The sequence below is a fragment of the Nonomuraea sp. NPDC049714 genome, assembly GCF_044465295.1.
In the GTDB taxonomy this organism is placed as follows: domain Bacteria; phylum Actinomycetota; class Actinomycetes; order Streptosporangiales; family Streptosporangiaceae; genus Nonomuraea.
In genome coordinates, this window is the sequence record NZ_JBITLM010000003.1 from 729,683 (window position 1) to 744,964 (window position 15,282).

The 15,282-nt window shown below is 71.2% G+C and carries 15 protein-coding genes; 7 read left to right on the forward strand and 8 right to left on the reverse strand.

Going from position 1 to position 15,282, the window contains the following annotated elements; genetic code table 11:
• Position 1: 1 nt before the first annotated feature.
• Genes ACIBQX_RS16715 through ACIBQX_RS16735 form a run of 5 tightly spaced genes read right to left on the reverse strand, consistent with a single transcriptional unit; the run spans position 2 to position 4,778 of the window.
• Positions 2–1,165, reverse strand: a complete 1,164-nt coding sequence (locus ACIBQX_RS16715; protein WP_397005451.1) for a lipid-transfer protein — start codon at positions 1,163–1,165, stop codon at positions 2–4.
• A 31-nt stretch (positions 1,166–1,196) separates the two neighbouring features.
• Complete coding sequence (locus ACIBQX_RS16720; RefSeq protein ID WP_397005203.1) at positions 1,197–1,610, reverse strand: MaoC/PaaZ C-terminal domain-containing protein; 414 nt, start codon at positions 1,608–1,610, stop codon at positions 1,197–1,199.
• Positions 1,610–2,518 carry a bifunctional MaoC family dehydratase N-terminal/OB-fold nucleic acid binding domain-containing protein gene (locus ACIBQX_RS16725; RefSeq protein WP_397005205.1) on the reverse strand — a complete coding sequence of 303 codons (909 nt, stop codon included), beginning with the start codon at positions 2,516–2,518 and terminating at the stop codon, positions 1,610–1,612. The genes ACIBQX_RS16720 and ACIBQX_RS16725 overlap by 1 nt, the downstream gene beginning before the upstream one ends.
• 8 nt (positions 2,519–2,526) lie before the next feature.
• Positions 2,527–3,681 (reverse strand): acyl-CoA dehydrogenase family protein, encoded by a 1,155-nt coding sequence (locus ACIBQX_RS16730; protein ID WP_397005207.1) that lies wholly within the window; start codon positions 3,679–3,681, stop codon positions 2,527–2,529.
• Entirely contained in the window at positions 3,681–4,778 is a 1,098-nt protein-coding gene (locus ACIBQX_RS16735; protein WP_397005209.1) for an acyl-CoA dehydrogenase family protein, read from the reverse strand. The genes ACIBQX_RS16730 and ACIBQX_RS16735 overlap by 1 nt, the downstream gene beginning before the upstream one ends.
• Positions 4,779–4,955: 177 nt before the next feature.
• On the opposite strand from ACIBQX_RS16735, the gene ACIBQX_RS16740 reads away from it, so the two are divergent.
• The gene (locus ACIBQX_RS16740) at positions 4,956–5,408 is read left to right on the forward strand and encodes a helix-turn-helix domain-containing protein (protein WP_397005211.1); all 453 of its coding nucleotides are present in this window, start codon (positions 4,956–4,958) and stop codon (positions 5,406–5,408) included.
• 32 nt (positions 5,409–5,440) lie between these two features.
• On the opposite strand, the gene ACIBQX_RS16745 is transcribed toward ACIBQX_RS16740, so the two are convergent.
• Positions 5,441–7,273 carry an AMP-binding protein gene (locus tag ACIBQX_RS16745; protein ID WP_397005213.1) on the reverse strand — a complete coding sequence of 611 codons (1,833 nt, stop codon included), beginning with the start codon at positions 7,271–7,273 and terminating at the stop codon, positions 5,441–5,443.
• A gap of 183 nt (positions 7,274–7,456) precedes the next feature.
• Between ACIBQX_RS16745 and ACIBQX_RS16750 the strand changes: the two genes are divergently transcribed.
• The gene (locus tag ACIBQX_RS16750; protein WP_397005215.1) at positions 7,457–8,164 is read left to right on the forward strand and encodes a TetR family transcriptional regulator; all 708 of its coding nucleotides are present in this window, start codon (positions 7,457–7,459) and stop codon (positions 8,162–8,164) included.
• Here the strand turns inward: ACIBQX_RS16750 and ACIBQX_RS16755 are convergent.
• Positions 8,161–9,183, reverse strand: coding sequence for a GlxA family transcriptional regulator (locus tag ACIBQX_RS16755; protein WP_397005217.1), 1,023 nt, complete (start codon positions 9,181–9,183; stop codon positions 8,161–8,163). The two genes, ACIBQX_RS16750 and ACIBQX_RS16755, sit on opposite strands and share 4 nt — an antisense overlap.
• A 77-nt stretch (positions 9,184–9,260) precedes the next feature.
• Between ACIBQX_RS16755 and ACIBQX_RS16760 the strand changes: the two genes are divergently transcribed.
• The 5 genes from ACIBQX_RS16760 (at position 9,261) to ACIBQX_RS16780 (ending at position 14,410) form a co-directional block, all read left to right on the forward strand.
• On the forward strand, positions 9,261–10,196 hold the full coding sequence (locus ACIBQX_RS16760; RefSeq protein ID WP_397005453.1) for an NADP-dependent oxidoreductase: 936 nt from the start codon (positions 9,261–9,263) through the stop codon (positions 10,194–10,196).
• A 176-nt stretch (positions 10,197–10,372) separates the two neighbouring features.
• Complete coding sequence (locus ACIBQX_RS16765) at positions 10,373–11,365, forward strand: sigma-70 family RNA polymerase sigma factor (RefSeq protein WP_397005219.1); 993 nt, start codon at positions 10,373–10,375, stop codon at positions 11,363–11,365.
• Positions 11,366–11,408: 43 nt separating this feature from the next.
• Positions 11,409–12,527: a steroid 3-ketoacyl-CoA thiolase gene (locus tag ACIBQX_RS16770; RefSeq protein WP_397005221.1), complete on the forward strand. Its 1,119-nt coding sequence runs from the start codon at positions 11,409–11,411 to the stop codon at positions 12,525–12,527.
• Between the two features lie 82 nt (positions 12,528–12,609).
• A complete protein-coding gene (locus tag ACIBQX_RS16775; RefSeq protein WP_397005223.1) occupies positions 12,610–13,710 on the forward strand; it encodes an MBL fold metallo-hydrolase in 1,101 nt (366 codons plus the stop codon).
• A gap of 25 nt (positions 13,711–13,735) precedes the next feature.
• Positions 13,736–14,410, forward strand: coding sequence for a FadR/GntR family transcriptional regulator (locus tag ACIBQX_RS16780; protein WP_397005225.1), 675 nt, complete (start codon positions 13,736–13,738; stop codon positions 14,408–14,410).
• Here ACIBQX_RS16780 and ACIBQX_RS16785 read toward each other — a convergent pair.
• On the reverse strand, positions 14,407–15,231 hold the full coding sequence (locus tag ACIBQX_RS16785) for a hypothetical protein (RefSeq protein ID WP_397005227.1): 825 nt from the start codon (positions 15,229–15,231) through the stop codon (positions 14,407–14,409). The genes ACIBQX_RS16780 and ACIBQX_RS16785 overlap by 4 nt on opposite strands.
• Positions 15,232–15,282: the final 51 nt, after the last annotated feature.

A 15,282-nucleotide genomic window follows, 5' to 3' on the forward strand; every position in this document is an offset into this window, starting at 1 on the left:
CTCAGGGAGCCGACAGGATCAGGCCGCTGGTCGGCACCCCGGTGCCGGCCGTCACCAGCACGTTGGCGACCCCGCCCACCTGGTTGACGGACGTGCCCCGGATCTGGCGCACCGCCTCGGCGATGCCGTTCATCCCGTGGATGTACGCCTCGCCGAGCTGGCCGCCGTGCGGGTTCACCGGCAGCCGGCCGTCGAGCTCGATGCCGCCGTCCTTGAGATAGTCGGCGGCCTCCCCCTTGCCGCAGAACCCGAGCTCCTCCAGCTGGGTCAGCACGAACGGGGTGAAGTGGTCGTACAGGATGGCGGTCTGGATGTCCGCGGGCGTCAGCCCGGACATCTCCCACAACCGCCTGCCGACCACTGACATCTCCGGCAGGCCGGTCATGTCGTCGCGGTAGTAGCTGGTCATCATCATCTGCCCGGCGCCGGCTCCCTGGGCCGCCGCCGTGATCACCGCCGGGGACCGGCGCAGGTCGCGGGCCCGTTCGGCGGACGTCACCACCAGCGCCACCGCGCCGTCGCTCTCCTGGCAGCAGTCGAGCAGCCGCAGCGGCTCCACGATCCACCTGGACTCCTGGTGCTCCGCCAGCGTGATCGGGCGCCCGTGGAACCAGGCGGCCGGGTTCGTCGCCGCGTGCCTGCGCATCGCCACGGCCACCCGCCCGAAGTCCTCGGAGGTGGCGCCATAGGCGTGCATGTACCGCTGGGCGAACATGGCCACCCAGGCGGCGGGCGTCATCAGCCCGTACGGCACGTGCCAGCTCATCTCCAGCCCCTGCGACGACGGCTGCCCGCCGACCCGGGCGTCGGGCTGGCCGAAGCGCCGGCCCGAGCGCTCGTTGAAGGCCCGGTAGCACACGACCGTGTCGGCGGCCCCGGTCGCCACGGCCATCGCCGCGTGCGCCACGGTGCCGCAGGCCGCGCCGCCGCCGTACTCCACGCGGGAAAAGAAGCTCAGCTCGCCGATGCCCACCTCCCTGGCGACCGCGATCTCCTGGTTGGCGTCCTGGGTGTAGGTGACCAGGCCGTCGACCTCGGAGGGCGACAGCCCGGCGTCATCCAGGGCGGCGAACACCGCCTCGGCCGCCAGCCGCAGCTCCGACCGGCCCGAGTCCTTGCTGAAATCCGTGGCGCCGATGCCGGCGACGGCCGCGCGGGCTCTCAACACGTTCGCTCCTTGCGTGATGGCGCGGCCGTCACCGGCGTGCGGGAAGGACGAGGGCGACGGTTCCGGTGGCGTGATCCCCGAGGCTGACCTTGCCGCGGACCTCGACCGTGATCTCGCCGGACTCGATCGAGGTGACCGCGCCGGTGAAGAGCAGCCGGTCGCCGGCGTAGGCCGGGACGCCCAGCTTGACGTTGATCCGCCGGATCACCGCCTCCGGGCCCGCCCAGTCGGTGACGTACCGCTCGACCAGCCCCATCGTGGTCAGGATGTTGAGAAAGATGTCCTTGGAGCCCTGCGCGCGAGCGCCTTCGACATCGTGGTGCACGGGGGTGAAGTCCATCGTGGCCAGCGCGGTGGAGACGACCACCGTGGGCGTGAGGTCGATCGACAGCTCGGGCAGCACCGAGCCGAGCACGACCTGATCTTCGCTCAACGTCCGCATCACGGCTCCCGTGGCGCCCACATGGGCAGAACCAGTTCGTCATCCATCGAGCGGTACGTGACCCGCACCGCCATACCGATACCCACTGCCTCGGGCGGGCAGTCCACGATGCCGCCCACGATCCGCACGCCTTCGGGCAGGGCCACCACCGCCACGACGAAGGGCGGCTCCAGCCCCGGCACCGGCGGATGGTGGTGCACCACGTAGCTGTAGACCGTGCCCTCGCCGCCGGCGACGACATACGCGCGGTCGGTGGAGCGGCAGTGGGGGCAGACCGGGCCGGGTGGATGGCGCAGCTCACCGCAGCCGGCACAGCTCTGCACGCGCAGCTCACCCTGCCGCACGCCGTCCCAGAAGAACGCGGTGTCCCTGTTGACGGCGGGCCTGAGCGGATACGGCTCGCGCGGCACCACCGCCGCCGGCGGGCGGAACTTGAGCACCCGGAACATCATCTCCGCCACCGCCTCGCCCGACTCGGCATACCAGGTGATGTTCCAGGTGGCGAAGTACCCCTCGCCGAGCGCCGTCCGTTTCGGCCCGGCCAGATCGGTGAAGCGGGTCGCCGAGGTCAGGCGCTCGCCCAGCCGCGCGTACCGGTGGTAGACCTGCTCGCAGTTGGTCGCCACCACGCCGGTGAAACCGGCGGCGTCCAGCGCGGCCATGACGTCGTCCACCGGCGAGTGCTGCCCGGCGTCTCGGCGCACCCCCTGCATGGTCCACACCTGCGCCATCGCCGGCGGCGCGATCCCCTGGTCGAGGTAGACGGGATTGGTGTCGCCCATCGCGTCCAGCCAGTGCCTGATCATGGGGACGTTGACCGGGTCCGCCGCCGGGGCGCCCGGCACCTGCCCGAGCGCGGCCTGCTTGACGGCCAGCTCGTGCAGGTCCCTGTCGATCTTGTCATCCATCGGGTCACTCATCGGGGCGGCCTCGGCAGGTTCAGGCCCAGCATGGCGATCAGCTCCCGCTGCACCTCGTTGACGCCGCCGCCGAAGGTGAGGACGACCGCGCCCTTGGCCCCGTGGTCCGTCAGCTCGATCAGCCGGGCCGTCTCCGGGTCGGCGGGGTCGCCGTAGCGGGCCAGGATGTCGCCGATCAGCCTGCCGGTCTCCTGCATCCGCTCCGAGCCGTAGATCTTGGTGGCCGACGCGTCGGGCGCGCCCAGCCAGCCGAGGTCCATGTTGGCGGCGACCTGCCAGTTGAGCAGCTCGTTGGTGCGGAAACTCGTCCGTACCACGCCGAGCGCTCGCCGTACGTCGGGCTCGTCCGCCAGCCCGGTGCGGCGGGCCCAGGCGAGGAAGCGGTCGTAGGCCTGGCCGAGGTTGCCGGCGGGGCCCAGGGTGACGCGCTCGTGGTTGAGCTGGTTGACGATCAGGTCCCAGCCCTTGTCCACCTCGCCCACGACCATGTCCACCGGGACGCGCACATCGGCGTAGTAGGTGGAGTTGGTGTGGTGGCGGCCGTCCATGGTGACGATCGGGGTCCAGGAGTAGCCGGGGTCGGCGGTCGAGGCGATCATCATGGTGATGCCCTTGTGCTTCTTCGCCTCGGGATCGGTGCGCGTGGCCAGCCAGATGTACTGGGCGTAGTGGGCGCCGCTGGTGAAGATCTTCTGGCCGTTGACGACGTAGTGGTCGCCGTCGAGCACCGCCGTGGTCCGCAGCGAGGCCAGGTCGGTGCCCGCCTCGGGCTCGCTGTAGCCGATCGCGAAGTGGCACTCGCCCGCCAGGATGCTCGGCAGGAACCGGTCCTTCTGCTCCTTCGTGCCGTACTGCATGAGGGTGGGTCCGACGGTCTGCACGGTGATGATCGGGTACGGCACGCCGGCGCGGGCGATCTCGTTGGCGAAGATCTGCTGCTCAAGGGGGCCGTGGCCACCGCCGCCGTACTCCTTGGGCCAGCCGAGGCCCAGCTTGCCGTCCCTGCCGAGCCTGCGGCAATGCGCCATGTACGCCTCGCCGAACGGGTCTTCGGCGATGTTCTTACGGTCCTCGGCGGTCAGGCAGCCGGCGAAGTACTCGCGCAGCTCATCGCGGAGCCTGCGCTGGTCAGGGGTCAGGTCGATCAGCATCAGGCGAGCCCTCCGATCAGGTCGAGCTGGACGTCTCCACTGCCGAGCCGGTGGGCCAGGTGCATGGCGTGCGCGAAGTAGCGGTGCAGCGGGTAGGTCACGTCGAGCCCGAGGCCGCCGTGCAGGTGCTGGCAGGTGTAGAGCGCCTTGACCGCCTCGCTCGTGTGGAACGCCGCGATGGCCAGGTCCTCCTCGGCGGGGAGTCCCTCCGCCAGCCGCCAGGCGCCCGACCACATGGCCACGTCCAGCGCGCGGCCGGCGATGTAGACGTCGGCGATCTGCATGGTCACCGCCTGGAACTCGGCCAGCGCCCGGCCGAACTGCTTCCGGGTCCTGATGTACTCGGTGGTGAGCCGCAGCGCGCCCGCCAGCACACCGGAGGCCTGCGCGACGGCGGCCGCCGTGTACAGCTGCCGCACCCCTTCGATCGCCTCGGGCCCCGCCACCCGCTCGGCCGGGGTGCGGTCGAGCGTGATCGTGGCCGTGGGCTCCCCGGTGGAGGCGAACTCGGGCGCCGCCGGTGGCGCGTGCACCAGGAACAGACCCTGATCGGCCGTCACCAGCACATCGCCTTCGGCATGGGCCACACCGCTCTTGCGCCCGCTGAGCAACCAGCCGCCGGCCACCGGACCCGATCCGCCCGCCCCCGCCACCGGCTCGGCCGCCACCGGGCCTGATCCGCCTGCCACCGGCTCGGCCACGGTCGTGGGAGGGGCGGTGAGCGCCCGGCCCGGCTCCCTGATCGCCACCGTGGACACGGCCGTCCCGGCCACCCGCCGTTGGTGCTCGCGGGAGCCGTACCTGCTGACGGCCAGCGTGCTCACCAGCGTGGCCGCCAGGGGCCCCGGCGCGGCCCGCGCCCCCGCCTCCCGCAGCACCACGGCCAACTCGACCGGCCCCAGCCCCGCGCCGCCGGCGTGCTCGGCCGCGCAGACGGCCGTCAGGCCGGCCTCCCGCAACGCCTTCCACAACCTCTCGTCGTACGGCCTGCCGCTCTTCTCGTGCGACTCCAGCCGCTCGTGAGAGGCCTCTTTCGCCAGTACGTCCGAGGCCAGGGCGCGCAGCTCCTCCTGGGTCTCGTCAAGCTTGAAATCCATCAGTGCCGCCCCAGGGGACCGTCGCCTTGAGGCGACGGGGGAATCGGGAGCGGGAGGGCCGTCAAGGCCCGAGCGTGCCCTGGCCTGTCTGGTTCGCGCATCACGGATGTCCTTCCTGGTTTTGTCGGCGCCGGCCGATATCGTGGTTGTCATTACCGAGCGTGATGGGAGGTGGGTGTGCGCAGGTCGTTCAGGTTCGTGTTGCGTCCCACCGCCCGGCAGGTTGCGGCGCTGGCGGCGTGTCTGGAGGATCACCGGCAGCTGTACAACGCCGCCCTGGAGCACCGCCGTGCCGCTTACGCCAAGGCGGGCGTGAGCATCCGGTACGGCGACCAGTCCGCCGAGCTGAAACACATCCGGGGCGATGACCCCGATGGGCAGGGCCGGTGGTCGTTCTCGTCCCAGCAGGCCACGCTGCGCCGTCTGGACAAGGCGTTCCCTGCGTTCTTCGACCGCGTCAAGGTCGCCCGCACGCCGGGGTTCCCCCGGTTCAAGGGCCGGGGCCGGTTCGACACGGTTGAGTGGCCGAAGGACGCAACGTGCGGGCACACCGCGCACGCCGACGTGAACGCGGCGATCAACATCTTGAGGGCAGGGCTTGCCCTTCGCCAGGCTGCACAAGCGGCTTAGCGAGAAGCCGCTCTCTTCAGGGAGCGGAGGAGTCACCAATCCTCCAGTAGGTGGTGCCGGCCATGCCGGATGAACTCGCCCTCGATCGCCGCGACGTCCTCCGGCCCCAGTAATCGCGGCTCGGCACGGGCTCCCGGCCACCACCAGACGGGGTCGGGGGTACGCCAGGCCTCCTTGGCCAGGAGCCGCTTGATGACCTTGTGCGAGGGCGTCTGGGGCAGCGCGCGGCACAGCCGTACATAACGGGGCAGCGCCTTCGCCCCGAGATCCCGCCGCGCAGCCAGGAAGGCGGCGAACGCCTTCGGATCGAACCCCGCAGGATCGGACGCGGCAGGAACGGGCAGTGCGGAGTCGGACAACGCGGAGTCGGACAACGCGGGGTCGGACGCTGCCGGGTGGGGCGTCTCTGTGGCGGTGCTCAGCACCAGGGCCGCCATCACCTGGTCGCCGGCCTGGGCGTCCGGAACCGGGTAGACCGCCGCCTCGACCACGCCTGGGAACTCCCGTACCGCCGCCTCTATCGGGGCGACGGCCAGGTTCTCCCCGTCCACCCGGAGCCGTTCGGAGCCGCGCCCGGCGAAGAACACGTAGCCGTCGCCGTCGGCGTAGGCCAGGTCGCCGGACCAGAACGCGCCGTCGCGGACGCGCTCGGCGTCGGCCTCCGGGTCGTTGTAGTAGCCCTCGAACAGGCCCAGCCCCGCCACGTTGACCAGCTCGCCGATCGCCTCGTCCGGGTTGCGCAGCCGTCCTTCCTCCAGCACCGCCGTGGCGCACCGCTCGCCGGTGTACGGGTTGCGCACCTCGACGCCCTCCGGGAGCCTGCCGAGGCTGCCGGGCGGGCCCGACGGGTCGGGAGAGACCGAGATCGCCGTCTCCGTGGACCCGAACGCGTCGATCACCCGGCAGCCGAAGCGCTCCCCGAACCGCCGGGTCGCCGACGCGCTGCCCTCGTTGCCGAAGGCGATCCTCAGCGGGTTGGCGGCGTCGTCGGGCAGCTCCGGGGTGGCCAGCACGTAGGACAGCGCCTTGCCCACATAATGCAGGTACGTGCCCCCGTACCGTCTGATGTCGGGCAGGGTGCTGGAGGCGGAGAACGTCCGGCGCAGCGCCAGCGCGGCCCCCGAGACCACCGCCGGGGCGTACGCGGCCATGATCGCGCCGGAGTGGAAAAGCGGCATCGAGCAGTAGACGACGTCGTCGGGGGTGAGGAGCGCGGCCAGCGACATCCCCGGCAGCGCGATCTTGCGCTGTGTGACGCGGACGGCACGCGGGCGCCCGGAGGTGCCGGACGTGAAGATCAGCATCACCAGCTCACCCGGCCTGGGCACGCCCATCACACGCCGACCCGGGCCGCGCCGACCCGGGCCGTGCCGACCCGGGCCGTGCCAACCCTGCTCATGCCCGCCCGGATCGGGCTCGTCCGGGCTGAGGCCGTTCTGCTCGGTTCGGGCTTGGGGTGGGTGGGACAGGGCCGAGACGGGGACGGGCTCCACGCCGGTGTCGTGGGCGACCTCACGAGCCAGGGCCTCGTAGGGCTCGTCCCACAGCAGCACGTCCACGTCGGTCGCGCGGGCGTCGCGGGACAGCTCGGCCACCGACCGGGTGCGGTTCAGCGCGACCACCACGTGCCCCGTCAGCGCCGCCCCGCCCAGCAGGAAGACCAGCTCGGGCACGTTGTCGCAGAGCACGCCCGCATGGACGGGACGGTCCTGGCCGGGGCGGCCACGCCGGTCCAGCCAGGCCCCAGCCCGCCGGCAGGCGCGCACATACTCGCGCCACGACCATCGCCGATCCTCGAACAGCAGCCCGGGACGGTCGTCCTCCTCCCGGGCCGCCAGCAGGGCGGCGAGGGTGTCCGCGGTCATGGTGCCTCCACCAAGCGCTCGGTCGAACCGCAAACTAGAACAGATTCTAAAATCTGTCCAGAGGTAACCCGTTACGACAAGTCCCGATATATGCCTGTAGCGCTAGAGACATGCATCTATAGGCGCCGTTTGTGACCGACGAGTAACAAGCCCGGCCGCTGACAAATCAAGTAACGTGTTCTCATGCGCACCCCGCAGGCGGCCATCGCCACGCCCCCCAGCGACACCGAGGGGACCATGGAGCACGAGCCCAGCAGCGGGCACACCAGTGGGCCCGGCGTTGGGCCCGACAGCGGGCCCGACAGTGGACCCAACGCCGGGCACAGCGTCCGGACGCGTAGCCAGCACCAGCGCCGCAAGCGCATCGTCCAGGCGGCCGCCGCGCTGGCCTCACGCGGCGGCGTCGAGGCGATGCAGATGCGCACGGTCGCCGAGCGTGCCGGCGTGGCGCTCGGCACCCTCTATCGCTACTTCCCGTCCAAGATGGACCTGGTCGTGGCGGTCGTCGGCGAGGAGATCGACCTGCTGGAGAGCAGCATCGAGCGCAGGCCGCCGAGCGCCTCCACCCCCGCCGGGCGCGCGGTCGACGTCCTGATGCGCGCCACCCGCGGCCTGATGCGCGAGCCGGAGCTGGCCGACGCGCTGATCCGCTCGCTGATCCTGGCCGAGGTCGAGACCCCGTTCGGCGACCGGATGGCCGGCCTGCTGCTCCGCGTCTCGGCCGGCGGCATCGGCCGTGACCAGGCGAGCGAGGAGCAGATCGCGCTGGCCGGCTCCCTGTCGAGCATCTGGGTGCAGGAGCTGCTGGAGATGCTGCGCGGGCGCCGCACCTACGAGCAGATCCAGCGCCGCATCGAGATCGCCTCCGACCGGCTGCTGAGCGACTTCTAGACAGGCGTGGGAAGCGTAGGCGTGGAGAGCATGTCCGGGGGCGTGGGCGATGGCGTGGGCGGGGAGAGCTTGAAGGTGCGGCGGTAGGCGTGGGGTGAGACACCGACCGCCGCGTGCAGGTGCTGCCGCAGCGAGGCCGCGGTGCCGAGACCGGCGCGCTCGGCGACGGCGTCCACCGGCAGGTCACTGCTCTCCAGCAGCCGCCTGGCCAGCTCGACCCGCTGCAGGGTGAGCCACTGGCCGGGGCTGGTGCCGACCTCCGAGCGAAAGCGCCTGGTGAACGTCCGCCTGCTCATGCCGGCGTGCCGGGCCAGATCCTCCAGCCGGAGCGGCTCGCCCAGCCGCTCCAGGGCCCAGGCCCTGGTGGGGGCCGTCCCTGAGTCGGACAGCTCGGGCATCGGGCGTTCGACGTACTGCGCCTGGCCGCCGTCCCGCCACGGCGCCACCAGGCACATGCGTGCCACCTGGTTGGCGACCTCGCTGCCGTGGTCGCGGCGCAGCAGGTGCAGGCAGAGGTCCACACCGGCGGAGGCGCCCGCCGAGGTGAGCACGTCGCCGTCGTCCACGAACAGCACGCCGGGGTCCACCCGCACCTGGGGGTACAGGCGGGCGAAGTGCTCGGCCTGCTTCCAGTGGGTGGTCGCGGACCGGCCGTCCAGCAGGCCCGCCGCCGCCAGGACGAAGCTGGCGACGCAGATCGACACCACCCGCGTTCCGGGACGCAGGGAGGTCAGCGCCGCGAGCAGGCCCGGGGGCAGCTCCTCCGGGCCGGTGATGTCGGAGAAGGCCTCAACTGCGGGAATGACCACGGTGTCGGCCGTCGCGAGCGCGGCGGTGTCGTGCTCGACCATCACCGAGTAGTCGGCGGCCGTCACGACCGGGCGGCCGTCGAGCGAGCAGGTGACCACCTCGTAGCGCGCCTGGCCGTCGGGGGTGAACGCGCCGCCGAAGATCCGGGACGGGATGCTGAGCTCGAACGGGATCACACCGTCGAGCGCGAGGACGGCTACACGATGCATGGCCCGATTTTTGCACATATTGGCCTTCGGGTCACTCGCCGAACGCCGCCGCGTCCAGCAAGCTGGTCCACATGAAGATGCGTGCGATCAGCCAGGACACCGCAGGCGGTCCAGAAGTGCTGAAGATGGTGGAAGTCGACAAGCCCGCCCCCGGGCCGACCGAGGTGCTCGTGCGGGTGAAGGCGGCGGGAGTGAACCCCACCGACTGGAAGAGCCGGGCCAGTGGCAACGTGTGGGGCACGCCGCCCCCGTTCGTGCTGGGCTTCGACGTCTCGGGTGTCGTCGAGGCCGTCGGATTCGGCGTGGCCCTGTACAAGCCGGGCGACGAGGTCTTCGGCATGCTCCGCTACCCGGTGGCTCATGGCGCCTACGCCGAGTACGTCACCGCGCCGTCCAGGCACTTCGTCCGCAAGCCCGCCGGCATCGACCACACGCAGGCGGCCGCGATCCCGCTCGCCGCCCTCACCGCCTGGCAGGCGCTGGTGGACGTCGCGGGGGTGACGGCCGGCAGGCGCGTGCTCGTGCACGCCGCCGCCGGCGGGGTCGGGCACCTCGCGGTGCAGATCGCCAAGGCGCGCGGCGCGTACGTGATCGGCACGGCGAGCGCCGGCAAGCACGACCTGCTGCGCGGTCTCGGGGCCGACGAGCTCGTGGACTATCACGAGCAGGACTTCGCCGAGGTGGTACGCGACGTCGACGTGGTGCTGGAGGCCATCGGCGGCGACTACGCCATGCGTTCCCTGCAGACGCTGCGCGAGGGCGGCACGATCGTGTCCCTGCTGGGGATGAGCGAGGAGGTGGCGGCCCGGGCGGCCGAGCTGGGCATCCGGGCGGAGGCCATACTCGTCGAGCCCGACCACGCGGCGATGCGGGCCCTGGCGGCGCTGATGGAGGCGGGCAAGCTGCACGCGGAGATCGCCGCGGCCGTGCCCCTGGCCGAGGCGGCCAAGGCCCACGAACTCGGCGAGACGAACCGTACCACCGGCAAGATCGTCCTCACCGTCCCGGACTGACCCGAATCCCTTACGACCTGCACCCCGAAGAAGGACGGGATCCCGGTCTGCCGATGGCCCGGCCCCGGCCCGCGTCCCGGTCTGCCGGCGGCTTGGCCTGGTTCCCGTCTCAGTCTGTCGATGGCTTGGTCTGGGTCCCTTCTCAGTCTGTCGGTGGCTTGGCCTATACAGGAGGTATGAGCGACAAGCCATCGAGCGAAGATTTCCTCCGCCTGGCTGATCCCATGCGACGTGAGCTGCTCGCGCACTGCTACCGCATGCTCGGCTCGGTGCACGACGCCGAGGATCTGGTGCAGGAGACCTACCTGCGGGCGTGGCGCGGCTACGAAGGCTTCGAGGGCCGCTCCTCGCTCCGCACCTGGCTCTACCGGATCGCCACCACCCAGTGCCTCACCGCGCTCGACAGCCGGGGCCGCCGGCCGTTGCCGACCGGTCTCGGCGCGCCGGCCGCCGAGCCGACCGCGCCGCCGGTCGAGCGGGGTGAGGTGCCGTGGCTGGAGCCGGTGCCCGACGGGATGGTGGGCGCCGGGGGCGACGACCCGGCCGCGATCGTCACCGCCCGCGAGAGCATCCGGCTCGCGCTCGTCGCGGCCCTGCAGTATCTGCCGCCGCGCCAGCGGGCGGTCCTCATCCTCCGGGACGTGCTCAAGTGGCGGGCGGCCGAGGTCGCCGAGGTGCTCGACACCACCACCGTCGCCGTCAACAGCATCCTGCAGCGGGCCCGCGCACAGCTCCAGGAGGTGGCGCCCAGCCTCGACGACCGGCCGCAGCCGCTGACCCAGGAGCAGCAGGCCCAGCTCGACCGCTACATGAAGGCGTTCGAGAGCTACGACATGCGCGCCATCACGGAGCTGCTCACCAAGGAAGCGATCTGGGAGATGCCTCCCTTCGACGGCTGGTACCAAGGCGTGGAGGCGATCGTCGCGCTCATCACGACCAACTGCCCGGCGCGCGGCCCCGGTGATCTGCGACTGGTGCCCACCTGGGCCAATGGGCAGCCGGCGTTCGGCATGTATCTGCGCGAGGGCGACCACTATCGGCCGTTCGCGCTGCCCGTGCTCACCTTCACCGGCTCGCTGATCAGCCACGTGTCCATGTTCTTCGACCTCAGCTTGTTCGAGCTGTTCGGCCTGCCCAGCACCCTGGACGGGGCTTTCGCGACAAAGTAGAACGGGTTACAGTCTCGGCCAGAGCATCGTTCTGGAGGCGACTGTGGGCACACCGGTGATCGTCGAGGCCGTCCGTACTCCCATCGGCAAGCGCGGCGGCCTGCTGGCCGACCTCAAGCCGCAGCAGGTGCTCGCCACCGCGCTGAACGGCCTCCTCGATCGTTCAGGGATTGACCCCGCCCTGGTCGAGCAGGTGTTCGCCGGGTGCGTCACCCAGGCGGGCGAGCAGGGGGGACACGTCGGGCGGCACGCCTGGCTGTATGCGGGGCTGCCCTACCAGGCGGGCGTCACCACCGTCGACGCGCAGTGCGGGTCCTCGCAGCAGGCGGTGCACCTCGCCGCGGCGCTGATCCGCGCCGGCGTGATCGACGTGGGCGTGGGCTGCGGGGTCGAGGTGATGAGCCGGGCGCCGCTCGGCAGCAACGTGTTACCGGCCAAGCCACGGCCGGACGATTGGAGCATCGACCTGCCCGACCAGTTCACCGCCGCCGAGCGCATCGCGCGGCGACGCGGGCTCACCCGTGAGCGGCTCGACGCCTTCGGCGCCCGGTCCCAGCAGCTCGCCGCGAAGGCCTGGTCCGACGGGCGGTTCGAGCGCGAGATCGTACCGGTGGGTGAGGTCACCCGCGACCAGGGACTGCGCGAGACCACCGCCGAGAGCCTCGCCGCGCTCAAGCCCGTCCGGGGTGAGGGCACGCTGCACACCGCCGGCACGTCCTCGCAGATCTCCGACGGCGCCGCCGCCGTGCTGGTGATGAGCGAGGAGGTCGCCGTCAGGCACGGGCTGCGGCCCCGGGCGCGGATCCTGGCCCAGGCGCTCGTCGGCGCGGAGCCGTACTACCACCTGGACGGGCCGGTGGACGCGACGGCGAAGGTGCTCGCGGCGACCGGGATGGCGATGAGCGACATCGACCGGTTCGAGGTGAACGAGGCGTTCGCCTCCGTGGTGCTGTCCTGGGCGAGCGTGCACCGGCCGGACCTCGACCGGGTCAACGTCAACGGCGGCGCGATCGCGCTCGGCCACCCGGTCGGGGCCACCGGCGCACGACTGCTCACCACGGCGCTGCACGAGCTGGAACGGTCGGACTCGGCCACGGCGCTGGTGACGATGTGCGCGGGCGGCGCGCTGGCCACGGCCACGATCATCGAGCGCATCGCTTGAGGGGACAGAGCCGGATCATCCGTATCCAAGTTCCGCGTCTCTCCCCCACAATCTACGCAAGACGCACGACGGGGGATCTTCGATGAGCAGATCGCGGCGCAGGCCGTACGCAGAGCAGCGCCCGCAGGACCTCGGCGGCGGGGTGTGCAGCGTGCCGGTGCCGATCCCCGGCAACCCGCTGGGCTACACGCTGGTGTACGCCCTGGAATCGCCCAAAGGGCCCGTTCTGGTGGACGCCGGGTGGAATCACCCGGACGCCTGGGCGGCGCTCAGCGGCGGGCTGGCCGGCCTCGGGATCGACGTGGCGTCGGTCAGGGGCGTGGTCGTCACCCACTTCCACCCCGACCACGCCGGGCTGGCCGGGCAGGTGCGGCAGGAGTCGGGCGCCTGGATCGCGATGCACGAGGCGGACGCGGCGCTGGTCGAGCTCATGCACGGCCTGTCCGACGACGCCCACCGGGACTTCCAGTCGGAGATGCTGAAACTGGCGGGCGCGGGCGCCGACGAGATCGCGGCGGTGCACGCGGGCCCGGCCAGACCCGCGACCGAGCCCACCGGCGCGGCGAGAGCCGGAGGCCGGGAGTCGAGGAGTGCTGCGCCGCAGGGGAGGCAGGTGCCGGCGATGCCCGATCTGCGGCTGCGGGACGGGGATCTGATCGACCTGCCGGGCAGGAAACTGCGGGCCGTGCACACGCCCGGACACACCCCCGGGCACATCTGCCTGCACCTGGAGGACGCCGACCGGCTGTTCACCGGCGACCATGTGCTCCCCGACATCACCCCACATGTCGGCATCTATCCCTATGACCGGACCGATGTGGACCCATTGGGTGATTTCCTGGAGTCACTCGGCCGAGTGGGCGAGCTCGGCATGCTCGACGCCCTCCCCGCCCATGAGTGGATATTTCCCGATGTAGCAGCACGGACGGCACAGATCCGCCACCATCACGAGGAGAAGCTCGAACGGCTGCACGCCCAACTGTCCGAGCGCGCCGAACCGCCGACCATTTGGGAGACCGCCGCCATGATGACCTGGAACAGGCCCTGGGCAGATCTGCCGCCCGTGCTGCGCGGCATGGCGGCCGGCGAGGCCGCGGCCCATCTGCGCACCCTGGAGGCCCGCGGCGCGGTTCGCCGCCTGTCCGGCGACGGCCCGGTGCGCTTCAAGGCCATAGAATCCTAGACGTCCGATGTCTAGGGAGAAGAGCGTGGCGGTCACCGACGCGGCCATCGACAAGATCAAGCAGATGATCCTCTCCGGCGAGCTGACCCCCGGCGACCGGCTGCCGAAGGAGTCCGACCTGGCCGAGCGGCTCGGCCTGTCACGCAACTCGCTGCGCGAGGCCGTACGCGCCCTCGCCCTGATCAACGTGCTCGACGTACGCCAGGGCGACGGCACCTACGTCACCAGTCTGGAACCGCGCCTGCTGCTCGACACCATGTCGTTCGTGCTGGACCTGCACCGCGACGACACCGTTCTGCAGTTCTTCGAGGTGCGCCGCATCCTGGAGCCCGCCGCCACCGCGATGGCCGCCGAGCAGATGACCGAGCCGGAGATCGAGGAGCTGCGCGCGATCCTTGAGGCGCTGCCCCCCGATCCCACGATCGAGGAGCTCGTCGCCAACGACCTGGAGTTCCACCGGCGGATCGCGGTGGGGTCGGGCAACAGCGTGCTCTGCTCGTTCATCGAGAGCCTGTCGGGCCCGACCACCCGGGCCCGGATCTGGCGCGGCCTGACGCAGGAGGGCGCGATGCGGAAGACGCGGGAGCAGCACGCCGCGATCTACGAGGCCATCGCCACCCGCCAGGCCGACGTGGCCCGCTCCTGGGCCACGGTGCACATCGCGGGTGTGGAGGCGTGGCTGCGCAAGGTGCTTCCCTAGGGGGTGGCCCCGAGGTCGATGGCGTTGGGGTCGGGCAGGTCGCGGGGCAGGTTCTGGGCGTCCTCCCAGTCGATGACCTCGTCGGCGGCCGGCGGCGGGATGATCTGCCAGCGTCCCCAGTCGGAGTAACGGGTGTCGACCCGCTCCAGCACCGCGCCCTTGACCGAGATCGTCTTGGCCGTCAAGCGCTTGATCAGGCCGTTGCCGTCGGTCCAGAGCCGCCATTCGATCTTGATCTTGGCGTTCTTCTTCGAGGTCACGCCCTCCTGGTCGGCGGCGTAATAGCTCTTGGCCACCTTGCTCAGCTCGGCGTAGGTCACGTCACCGCGGTAGAAGAATCCACCCGAGACGGGCTTTGCGGTCGCGCCCTTCATGGTGACCTTGAGAACGGCCGGGTCGAACACGTTGATCGTCTGCTCGGTGATCAGGGACTCGGGCTCGATCTTGAGCTTCTCGCCGTACTTCAGGCCCATCCAGTTCTTGCCCTCGGGCAGTGACTCGCCGGCCAGATAGTAGGTGTCGTCGGCGACGATGAGCCGCGCCTCCGGCTCGACGTTGTTGAGCCGGTCGTCGTTGTGGACGTTCCACCCGGTGATGTACGCCGCCAGGGGGCCGCCGGTCCCGAGCTGCACCTGCCCATGGCGTCGCACCCTTACCTCGCCCGAGCCGCTGCGGGAGATCTCGGTGAAGTCGACGCCGCGCTCGGCGCGGAACTGCTTCTTGAGCGCCTGCACGGGGTCCGGAGCGGCGGTCTGCGCGACGGCGGCGCTCGGCGCCCACGCGAACAGCGCGGCGGTCGCCATGACCATCCAACGTCTCATGGGAGTCTTCATCCTCATCGGGGCTGGGGGAGAGATCATTTTCGCACGCCA

Bases quoted from the DNA above. Each gene is read 5' to 3' on its own strand.
- ACIBQX_RS16765 (WP_397005219.1), top strand. From the start codon at position 10,373: ATGAGCGACAAGCCATCGAGCGAAGATTTCCTCCGCCTGGCTGATCCC.
- ACIBQX_RS16735 (WP_397005209.1), bottom strand. From the start codon at position 4,778: ATGGATTTCAAGCTTGACGAGACCCAGGAGGAGCTGCGCGCCCTGGCC.
- ACIBQX_RS16785 (WP_397005227.1), bottom strand. From the start codon at position 15,231: ATGAGACGTTGGATGGTCATGGCGACCGCCGCGCTGTTCGCGTGGGCG.
- ACIBQX_RS16720 (WP_397005203.1), bottom strand. From the start codon at position 1,610: ATGCGGACGTTGAGCGAAGATCAGGTCGTGCTCGGCTCGGTGCTGCCC.
- ACIBQX_RS16730 (WP_397005207.1), bottom strand. From the start codon at position 3,681: ATGCTGATCGACCTGACCCCTGACCAGCGCAGGCTCCGCGATGAGCTG.
- ACIBQX_RS16755 (WP_397005217.1), bottom strand. From the start codon at position 9,183: ATGCATCGTGTAGCCGTCCTCGCGCTCGACGGTGTGATCCCGTTCGAG.
- ACIBQX_RS16750 (WP_397005215.1), top strand. From the start codon at position 7,457: ATGCGCACCCCGCAGGCGGCCATCGCCACGCCCCCCAGCGACACCGAG.
- ACIBQX_RS16745 (WP_397005213.1), bottom strand. From the start codon at position 7,273: ATGACCGCGGACACCCTCGCCGCCCTGCTGGCGGCCCGGGAGGAGGAC.
- ACIBQX_RS16760 (WP_397005453.1), top strand. From the start codon at position 9,261: ATGCGTGCGATCAGCCAGGACACCGCAGGCGGTCCAGAAGTGCTGAAG.
- ACIBQX_RS16775 (WP_397005223.1), top strand. From the start codon at position 12,610: ATGAGCAGATCGCGGCGCAGGCCGTACGCAGAGCAGCGCCCGCAGGAC.
- ACIBQX_RS16725 (WP_397005205.1), bottom strand. From the start codon at position 2,518: ATGGATGACAAGATCGACAGGGACCTGCACGAGCTGGCCGTCAAGCAG.